The following is a 9,849-nucleotide window of genomic DNA, read 5'->3' on the forward strand; positions in this document are numbered from 1 at the left end:
ATTTTTATTGCTATGGAACTTACTGTGACTTCAACTGCTTTTTCATCTTTGGCTTTACCAGCTGGACTCGTTGATAATTTATCAACACTTGGCTATGCCCACATGACACCCGTACAAGCGCAAAGTTTACCGCCTGTACTTGCTGGTAAAGACATCATTGCTCAGGCAAAAACCGGTTCAGGTAAAACTGCTGCGTTTAGCTTGGGTGTGTTAGCTAAATTAAACGTAAAACGCTTTCGTATTCAATCTTTAGTCTTGTGTCCTACTCGTGAGCTTGCCGAGCAGGTTGCGGTTGAAATGCGTAAATTAGCGCGCGGTATCCATAACATTAAAATATTAACGTTATGTGGCGGTGTATCAATTGGTCCACAAATAGGCTCGCTTGAACATGGCGCGCATATTATTGTTGGCACACCTGGGCGTGTTGATGACCATATTCGTAAAGGTACTTTACGTTTAGATGATGTTGAAACATTGGTACTTGATGAAGCCGATCAAATGCTTGATATGGGTTTTCAAGATACACTTGATGCAATTATTGAGCGTATCCCACAAAATCGTCAAACATTGTTATTTAGTGCAACATTCCCAAGAGCTATTGAAGCAATTGCTAAGCGTGTACTTAAAAATCCAGAAATGGTTAAAGTAGAAGAAGAGCAAGCCAAAAGCACAATTAAGCAGTACTTCTACAAAATGGATAATAATAAGCAGCGCTACCCAACGCTAAAATTATTATTACTTAAATTTACACCACAAAGCTGTGTTGTGTTTTGTAATACTAAAGTAGAAACACAACAAGTGTGTGACGATTTAGCTGATGAAGGCTTTAGTGCTGTTTCGCTACACGGTGATTTAGAACAGCGCGATCGTGAACGTACATTAATTCACTTTTCAAATAAAAGTGCTTCAATACTTGTTGCAACCGATGTTGCTGCACGTGGTTTAGATATTGACGACATGGATATGGTGATTAACTACCATTTAGCACATGACACGCAAACACATGTGCATCGTGTTGGTCGTACAGGTCGCGCTGGTAAAAAGGGCATTGCATGTTCTATTTACGGTGAAGCAGAAGCGTTTAAAATTGCTCAAATAGGCGAACATTACGAACGCGATATTACTCCAGAGCAAATGCCACCATTTAATTTATTAGACAAGCCGCCATACCGCCCTGAAATGGTTACTTTGATGATTGATTCAGGTAAAAAACAAAAAGTACGTGCAGGTGATATTTTAGGTGCTTTAACGGGTAAAGATGGGGTTGCAGGTCGTCAGGTGGGTAAAATTAACGTACTTGATAACGTAGCGTTTGTTGCTGTTGAGCGTAACTCATTAAAACCTGCGCTTCGTAAATTAACCGAAGGCAATATTAAAGGGCGTAAAATACGCGCACGCCGCCTTACTCGTTAATTTAAACTTCTAAATTAATAGATTAACGAGCAGCTACCTTTAGCTGCTCGTATTGTATTTTTATTTTTTTAAACTCAACTTCACAGCCATTTGGTTTATCTGGGTGCACTTGTAATGCAAGTTGTCTCCAGCGCTTTTGAACATTTTTAAGAGTGAAATTTTCAGGTAACTTCCATTCTAAAGCCAACGCTTTAAATTCATTTTCATTTAAAGCCTGTTGTGGTGATGTCGTTTTAAACTGACGCCAAAAGCTATTTAAAAGCTCATCAATCTGCTCTTCACTGGTATCGTAATTATGCCAATCTAAATAATAATCTCGCAAATTTTCGCTTGTTGTTACTAAACTATTATCTCCTTTTTCTAAAAGCTCGATATGCAGAGCTGAAATGAGTAAACTCTGAGGGCGTAATTGTGCCTGCAGTTGGTACAGTGCATTCATGATTAAAAAGTTACGTTTAAATAAATCACGTTCAGGACTTTTATCGAGAGTGGTCATAGCGCTGCGGTTTGTCAGTTCTGCTGCTAAAGTATGAACTTGCCAAACCTGCTTTGTTAGTATTAGCTCAAAAATCTCATCAATCAGTGGGTTAAGCATTGTTTAGGCCCTAGTAGTTGGTGTATCTTCAATAAAGATTACACTGATATAAGTAACGGTTTGAAGGATTAAAATTATGCTGGGCAAGTTAAAATGCCTCTTATTTACTATATGCTGTGTACTAATAGCTCCTAGCTATGCCCAAAATAATGATTCGTTATTTGAGCAATTCAAAAACGAAGTGCAGTGGGAACCTAAATTACAATTAGCAAACATGCTACTTGCTAATAAAAATGCCTCCAAAAAGGAGCGTGTCGCTGTTTATTCGGCATTGGGTAATACTGCGTTATCGGTTGATAATTTTAAAGACTCATTACATTACTTTAAATTACTCGAACAACATACTTCGGATACTTTCTTCCCTGATGAGCACTTTCGTGCAATTAAAATGCAAGGTGTTGTACTTTTTTATCAAGGCTTATTTCAAAAAGCGATTATTGAATATACCCGTACCCTAGCATTAGCAGAAAAGAATAAGCAATTACTAGAGCAGGCAAACTTATTAAATAATATTGGTTTGGCCTATTTTAATATGAATAAGCTAGGCGATACCCTAGAGTTTTATTTAAAAGCAAAAGCTATCTACGAGGCGTACGGCAGTGAGCAAGATAAAACCGATATACTACTTAATATAGCAGGCGTTTATATACGCTTATCACGCTACGATAGTGCGTTTGGTCTTTATCAAGATGTACTTAAGGTTTATCAACGATTAGATGATAAAAGCGGTATTGCGCAGGTATATAACAATATGGGTGTTGCCCATATGGAGAGTAATCAATTTGACTTAGCACTGCATTATTATCAGCTAGCGCTGCGCTATTATATTTCAGCTAATGATTACAATAAGTTATCTACACAATATACAAATTTAGCTAACACTAATTTAGTATTAAAAAAAGTGGATGAAGCGTACGAGCAAGCTAAATTAGGTGAGTACTATGCCCTTAAAATAGATAATCATAATTTAGAGCTTAATGCGCTACATGCGCTGGCTAAAATTCAGTTTGTTAAGGGTAACTTAGAAGAGGCGCAAATAAATTTAGATAGAGCAATTTTACTTGCTCATGAATATGGTAGTGAGCGAATAATTAGAGAGAGCTTGGGGGCCAAAGCACTTCTTGAAGCCAGTAAAGGCGATTATTCAAGCGCAATGGCTTTGCAACAAAAATATATTAGTGAGTTGCGAAAGCTCAGAAGTACGGCAATTATAAATGCACTAGCGGTACTTCAGCATCAATTTAAAGCAACGCAATTAAACCAAGAGATAGAAAAACTTAAACAAGATCGCCGTGTGCAAGAGCTAAAAATGTCGCAGCGTTCTCAGCTTACTTTATTCTCTTTTTTACTATTACTTTTAGTTGTCGTAACTGGTATTGCGCTTTATCGCCGTGGTGCAGAAAAACGCGCTAAGCAGCAGTTAACAGAACAAGTTACGCAACGTACTGCAGAATTGCAGGCAATTGCACAAGAGCTGAGAGAAGCCAACGATGTTAAAAGCCAGTTTTTGGCTAATATTAGTCACGAAATTCGCACTCCACTAACGGCTATTTTAGGGCAAACAGATGCTTTGATTAATGAATTATATGAGCCTGAGTCACTTAAAGATGAATTAAGAGTAATTCAGCGTCACAGTGACCATTTAAAAAGCTTAATAAATGATGTACTCGATTTAAGTAAAATTGAAGCCAATAGATTAGAGTTAAATATTTCGTGCTTTGATATTGTAGAGCTGGTAAATGATGTGCACGCAATGTTTATCACCCAAGCAAAAGCAAAAAATCTACATCTTATTTTAGACAATCAAGTGGGTAATGAGTTTTACACTAAGCTGGATTTAATACGCGTAAAGCAGATTCTTATAAACTTATGTGCAAATGCTATTAAGTTTACTCATTCTGGGCAGATCATTATTGCATTAAATAAGAGTGAGCAAGGACTAGTTATTATTGTAAAAGATACCGGTATCGGTATGAGCTCTAAACAGTTAAAGCTTATTTTTGAATGCTTTAGCCAAGCTGATAACAGTATTAGCCGTCGCTTTGGTGGTACAGGGTTAGGCCTTAGCTTATCGCAACAATTAGCTGCGATGATGGGTGGTTATATCAGCGTACAAAGCGAATATAAAAAGGGCAGTCAGTTTTCGTTCTTTTTACCGTGCGCAGAAGTAAATAAATCGCAAAGCCTGATTGAAACTCAAAGTTCTCCAAAGGTAAATAAGCAATTAGCAGGGCGTGTCGTACTTGCGGAGGATCATCCTGATAATCGTAGATTAATAAGTCGTTATTTACGCTCAATGGGACTCGAGGTTATTGCTGTTGAAAATGGTGAGCAAGCGGTAGAACAGTGCTTAAAAGAATATCCAGATTTGGTATTGCTCGATATTCAAATGCCAGTGATGGATGGGCGTTCTGCTTTTCAGCTATTAAAACAATGTGGTTTTGAGCGACCTATTTTTGCTTTAACAGCAAATGCTATGAGTCATGAAGTGGATGGTTATTTAGAGTTAGGGTTTACTGGTTACTTAGGTAAACCGATAGACAAAGAGTCATTTTATAAAGCGCTTTCTAGTCACCTACATAATGCAGAAGATCAGCCAATTACAAAGCAAAATGAAGTTGATATGAGCGATCTTGTGATTAGTTTCAAGCAGAGCTTTGCTTTGGAGAGTGAAACGATTACGCAGCATTTTATAAGCGAAGATTTAGATGCGCTACAAAAAGATAGCCATCGCATTTTAGGGGCTGCACAAATGTTTGGTTTGGATGAAATTGCGCAATCGGCTAAAAATTTAGACAGAGCACTTCTACGCAGAAGCCAAAAAAGCAGTGCAAATGACTTTAAAGCGCTCGTTGATACGCTGCAGGGTGTACTTAAAAAGTATAATGAAAGTTAAACTGTATTTAATCCAGACATAAAAAAAGCGCCTAAGGCGCTTTTTTATTCAATTAAAACGCTTTTATTGGCGTCTCATCGAATCAAAAAATTCATCATTGGTTTTGCTCATCGATAGTTTATCGATTAAGAATTCCATTGCATCAATTTCTGACATGTCATGAACAATTTTACGTAAAATCCAAAGCTTTTGAAGTTCATCTGGTTTTGTTAGTAATTCTTCACGACGAGTACCTGAGCGGTTAAAGTCGATAGCTGGGAATACACGTCTTTCCGCAATTTTACGGTTAAGGTGAAGTTCCATGTTACCAGTACCTTTAAACTCTTCGTAGATAACTTCATCCATTTTAGAGCCAGTATCGATAAGAGCTGTAGCTATGATTGTTAAGCTACCACCTTCCTCAACGTTACGTGCAGCACCAAAGAAGCGCTTAGGTTTATGTAATGCATTAGCGTCAACACCACCAGTAAGTACTTTACCTGATGAAGGAATAACGGTGTTATAAGCACGTGCTAAACGAGTGATTGAATCCAATAAGATAACAACATCTTTTTTATGTTCAACTAGGCGTTTTGCTTTTTCGATAACCATTTCGGCAACTTGTACGTGACGAGAAGCTGGTTCATCGAACGTTGATGCAATAACTTCACCTTTAACTAGGCGTTGCATCTCTGTTACTTCTTCCGGACGTTCATCAATAAGTAAAACCATTAATGTTACATCAGGATGGTTGTGCGTAATTGATTGTGCAATATTTTGAAGTAGCATTGTTTTACCCGCTTTTGGCGGAGCTACTAACAAACCACGTTGGCCGCGGCCAATAGGAGATGCTAAATCAAGTACACGGGCTGTAATATCTTCTTTACTGCCGTTACCACGTTCCATGCGAAAACGTTCGTTTGCATGTAATGGAGTAAGGTTTTCAAAAAGAATTTTAGTTCGAGAGTTTTCAGGTTTATCAAAGTTAACTTCATTTACTTTAAGTAAAGCAAAGTAACGTTCACCGTCTTTAGGTGGACGAATAAGACCTGAAATTGAATCGCCAGTACGCATGCTGAAACGGCGAATTTGGCTAGGTGAAACATAAATGTCATCTGGGCCAGCTAAGTAAGAGGCTTCTGATGATCTTAAGAAGCCGAAACCATCTTGTAAAATCTCTAATACACCGCCGCCGAAGATATTCTCTCCGCCTTTGGCATGGGATTTAAGAATGGCAAAAATGATATCTTGCTTTCTTAAGCGGGCTACGTTTTCGAGCCCCATGGACTCAGCTAAGTCTACAAGCTCTTTAATGGACTTGTCTTTTAATTCGCGTAAATGCATATTGGTGGGTTCTTTATTACAGTTGTCATACTCAAAATCGCTTTGATCGTTGAGTGAGGTTTGTTGAATATAACTAAGGATTAGTTGGCTTTATAAACTAGCAGTTCACTGGCAAAGCGTCCAGTCTTTATACAAAATAAATTTAAAAAAGGGCAAAAAGCCCTTTTTATTGTTCTAGCTTACAGTTAGATGTTGTTTTCTAAAAACTCAATAAGTTGAGTTTTTGAAAGAGCACCTACTTTCGTTGCAGCTACTTGACCATCTTTAAAAAGAAGTAAAGTAGGGATACCACGAATACCAAATTTTGGCGGTGTGCCAGCATTTTGGTCAATGTTTAATTTAGCAACAGTCACACGGCTGTCGTATTCATCAGCAACTTCGTGAAGAATAGGGGCGATCATTTTACAAGGTCCACACCATTCAGCCCAGAAATCTACTAGTACTGGTTTGTCAGATTGTAATACGTCAGCTTCAAAGCTATCGTCAGTAATTTGGATTATTTTCTCGCTCATTGCGCTCTCCGATTTAGTTAGGCGAAATATTTAGTGCGTATTTAAACACTCTTGTTTCTTATTGCAAGTTTAAACGTTATGCTTAAACGCTATGACTAAGACACATTTAACCGATAAAAAGTTTTCAGACTTTGCTATCGCACCGGAAGTGGTTGCCGGTTTAACCGAGAATGGGTTTGAATATTGCACACCTATTCAAGCAAAATGCCTACCTTTTATTTGTGATGGACGCGATATCGCGGGCCAAGCTCAAACAGGTACAGGCAAAACGTTGGCGTTTTTAACTGCCACGTGCCATCGGTTATTACAATCTAGCAAAGCACCTAGTAAACATCCAAGAGCCCTGATCATGGCCCCTACTCGGGAGCTTGCGATTCAGATACACAAAGATGCTAAAATTTTAGCGCCGCACTGTAATCTTAACTTAGGTTTAGTATATGGTGGCGAAGATTACGAAAAACAACGTGCACAACTAGAAAAAGGCGTTGATATTTTAATTGGTACTACAGGTCGTCTAATTGATCTGTATAAGCAAGGCTGTTACACCCTTAATGAAATTGAGGTAGTCGTGCTTGACGAAGCTGATCGTATGTTCGATTTAGGTTTTATCAAAGATATTCGCTATATGTTCGATCGTATGCCAGATACATCAAAGCGTTTAAACTTATTATTTTCTGCCACATTATCGTATCGCGTACAAGAATTAGCTTTTGAGCACATGACAAACCCAGAACATGTTCAAATTGAACCTGACGTTAAAACGGGTAAACGTATTCAAGAAGAGCTATTTCATCCTTCGCAAGAAGATAAAATTAAGCTGTTGTTAACCTTAATTGAAGAAGAATGGCCAGAGAAAGCAATCGTGTTTGCAAATACCAAGCACAGTTGTGAAACAGTATATGCTTGGCTTAAGTCAGACGGTCATCGTGTAGGTATGCTTACTGGTGATGTTAACCAGAAAAAACGCCAAACTATATTAGCGCAGTTTAGCAAAGGCGACTTAGACTTTTTGGTTGCGACTGATGTTGCAGCGCGTGGTCTTCATATTCCAGAAGTAAGTCATGTATTTAACTTTGATTTACCTGACGATTGTGAAGACTATGTTCACCGTATTGGTCGTACTGGCCGCGCTGGTGCATCAGGCCACGCAATTAGTTTTGCATGTGAGCAATATGCATATAACCTGCATGAAATTGAAGAATATATAGAGCACAGCATTCCTTTATCACATTATGATAAAACAGCATTGCTAGATGATTTAACTCAGCCTATTATTCAAAGAAAGCGCAACTATTCAACAGGTCCACGTAACCGTAGTAATAACAGCGGACGTCGCCCAAATAATAGTTACCAAAAAGGACGGTCGTAAACGACCGTTTGTATAAGTAGTAGTAACTAGAGGTTTTTGAACGGTGGGGCAACTTAAACCGCAAAAAAATGTGTACGCAGTTATTGATTTGGGCTCAAATAGCTTTCATATGCTTATAGCCAAATCAATTGCTGGCGGTCTACAAACAATTGGACGTGTTAAACGCAAAGTCCGATTAGCCGCAGGGCTTGATAAAGATAACGTATTGAGCACTGAAGCAATGCAGCGAGGCTGGGAATGCCTTGCCCTTTTTGCTGAGCGTCTACAAGATATCCCAGATAAAAACATCACCATAGTAGCAACAGCCACCTTACGGTTAGCAACTAACGCCGAAGTATTCAAAAATCATGCAGAAAAGATTCTTGGCCATAACATTAATGTTATTAGCGGAGAATTAGAAGCGCGCACAATTTATAAAGGTGTTGCTCATACTTCATCTTGTACTGGCAAACAGCTTGTTATTGACATTGGTGGTGCAAGTACCGAAGTTGTAATTGGTAAAGCATTTGATGCCTTACATTACAAAAGCCTCAATATGGGCTGTGTTACCTATCTTGAGCGCTACTTTAAAGATTGCCAATTAAGTAAGAGTAACTTTAACGCAGCCATAAAGGCAGCTCGTACAGTCATTGATGAAATTTCTCCAGAATATAAAACAGCGGGATGGCAAATTGCATCTGGTGCTTCTGGCACAGTGCAAGCAATTCAAGAAATTATGGTCGCTCAAAATCTTGACGATTTACTTACGCTTGAAAAGCTCAACACTATAAAAGAGCAAGCAATTGCATTTAGCACTATTGCAGCGCTAGACCTTCCTGGATTAAGTGAAGACCGTCGACTGGTATTTGTATCAGGACTTGCAATCTTAATCGCACTATTTGAATCTCTTGAAATAGAAAAAATGGGGTTGGCGGGTGGAGCACTGCGTGAAGGTGTTTTATATAGCATGGTTCCGGAGTTTCATAATAACGACATTCGTAAACGCACAGTTGATGGGTTTATGAGTCGTTATCACGTTGATCAAAAACAAGCGTGTCGAGTTTCAAGCTTGGCTATGCAGTTAGCGGTAAGTATTGATAAAGATTGGCCAATTGAAAGTTTAAATGGGTTACCACTATTAAAAGCGGTAGCGCAGCTTCATGAGATTGGATTACTAATAGAATATAAGCAGTACCATAAACACACTGCTTATATTTTGGAAAATACTGATATGCCTGGTTTTTCACAGTCAGAGCATAAATTAATAGTAGCGGTAGCGGATGCGCATCGTTCTGATTTTCCAAAAGGCTGTTTTAATTCACTCGGCGTAAATAGTCTATTAGCGCAATATATAGTGAGATTACTACGAATAGCAGTCATCTTATCAATGCGCAGACAAGATGACGTACTGCCTAAGTTTAAGTTAACTGCTAAAAATGAAGTGTTAGACCTTAAGTTTGAAAGTAACTGGTTAAAAGATCATCCATTAATGGCCAGCGAGCTACAACAAGAGTCTAAACAACAAGGTAAACTTGGGTGGAAGCTCATAGTAAACTAATTAAAAAGGCCCACCAGGGCCTTTTTAGTGTTTAAAGTAACCATTTCGATGCAAATATGTGCGAACAGCACATTATTTCAAGTTTTCTTCAAAAAAGGGTTGATCTGTTTTCGGATCTCCCTATAATGCGACCCCACTGAGACGGGAAACGCCAACGCATAGCGAGGCACGAACAACTCAGGGTGTTAAGTAAAACTTAGTTTG

Annotated in this window: 7 protein-coding genes; 4 read left to right on the forward strand and 3 right to left on the reverse strand. The window is 38.5% G+C overall.

Translation table 11 applies throughout. The features are described 5' to 3' along the window. Positions 1–24 precede the first annotated feature (24 nt). Positions 25–1,413, forward strand: coding sequence for an ATP-dependent RNA helicase DbpA (gene dbpA / locus CXF64_RS17970; protein ID WP_007580581.1), 1,389 nt, complete (start codon positions 25–27; stop codon positions 1,411–1,413). Between the two features lie 22 nt (positions 1,414–1,435). On the opposite strand, the gene CXF64_RS17975 is transcribed toward dbpA, so the two are convergent. Beyond that, on the reverse strand, positions 1,436–2,008 hold the full coding sequence (locus CXF64_RS17975) for a DNA-J related domain-containing protein (protein ID WP_007580582.1): 573 nt from the start codon (positions 2,006–2,008) through the stop codon (positions 1,436–1,438). 76 nt (positions 2,009–2,084) lie between these two features. Here CXF64_RS17975 and CXF64_RS17980 point away from each other — a divergent pair, with 76 nt between their 5' ends. Further along, entirely contained in the window at positions 2,085–4,904 is a 2,820-nt protein-coding gene (locus CXF64_RS17980; RefSeq protein WP_101217685.1) for an ATP-binding protein, read from the forward strand. Between the two features lie 63 nt (positions 4,905–4,967). On the opposite strand, the gene rho is transcribed toward CXF64_RS17980, so the two are convergent. Next, positions 4,968–6,227, reverse strand: a complete 1,260-nt coding sequence (rho, locus tag CXF64_RS17985; protein WP_002960945.1) for a transcription termination factor Rho — start codon at positions 6,225–6,227, stop codon at positions 4,968–4,970. 185 nt (positions 6,228–6,412) lie between these two features. After that, positions 6,413–6,739 carry a thioredoxin TrxA gene (gene trxA / locus CXF64_RS17990; RefSeq protein ID WP_002960942.1) on the reverse strand — a complete coding sequence of 109 codons (327 nt, stop codon included), beginning with the start codon at positions 6,737–6,739 and terminating at the stop codon, positions 6,413–6,415. A gap of 91 nt (positions 6,740–6,830) precedes the next feature. Between trxA and rhlB the strand changes: the two genes are divergently transcribed. Then, positions 6,831–8,108 (forward strand): ATP-dependent RNA helicase RhlB, encoded by a 1,278-nt coding sequence (rhlB, locus tag CXF64_RS17995; RefSeq protein ID WP_002960940.1) that lies wholly within the window; start codon positions 6,831–6,833, stop codon positions 8,106–8,108. A 43-nt stretch (positions 8,109–8,151) separates the two neighbouring features. Beyond that, on the forward strand, positions 8,152–9,645 hold the full coding sequence (gene gppA, locus CXF64_RS18000; protein WP_010555420.1) for a guanosine-5'-triphosphate,3'-diphosphate diphosphatase: 1,494 nt from the start codon (positions 8,152–8,154) through the stop codon (positions 9,643–9,645). Positions 9,646–9,849: the final 204 nt, after the last annotated feature.

The sequence above is a fragment of the Pseudoalteromonas sp. GutCa3 genome (assembly GCF_002836155.1).
In the GTDB taxonomy this organism is placed as follows: Bacteria; Pseudomonadota; Gammaproteobacteria; order Enterobacterales; family Alteromonadaceae; genus Pseudoalteromonas; species Pseudoalteromonas arctica.

Coding starts and splice junctions, on each gene's coding strand:
- CXF64_RS17975 (WP_007580582.1), bottom strand. CDS start 2,008: ATGCTTAACCCACTGATTGATGAGATTTTTGAGCTAATACTAACAAAG.
- CXF64_RS17980 (WP_101217685.1), top strand. CDS start 2,085: ATGCTGGGCAAGTTAAAATGCCTCTTATTTACTATATGCTGTGTACTA.
- rho (WP_002960945.1), bottom strand. CDS start 6,227: ATGCATTTACGCGAATTAAAAGACAAGTCCATTAAAGAGCTTGTAGAC.
- trxA (WP_002960942.1), bottom strand. CDS start 6,739: ATGAGCGAGAAAATAATCCAAATTACTGACGATAGCTTTGAAGCTGAC.
- rhlB (WP_002960940.1), top strand. CDS start 6,831: ATGACTAAGACACATTTAACCGATAAAAAGTTTTCAGACTTTGCTATC.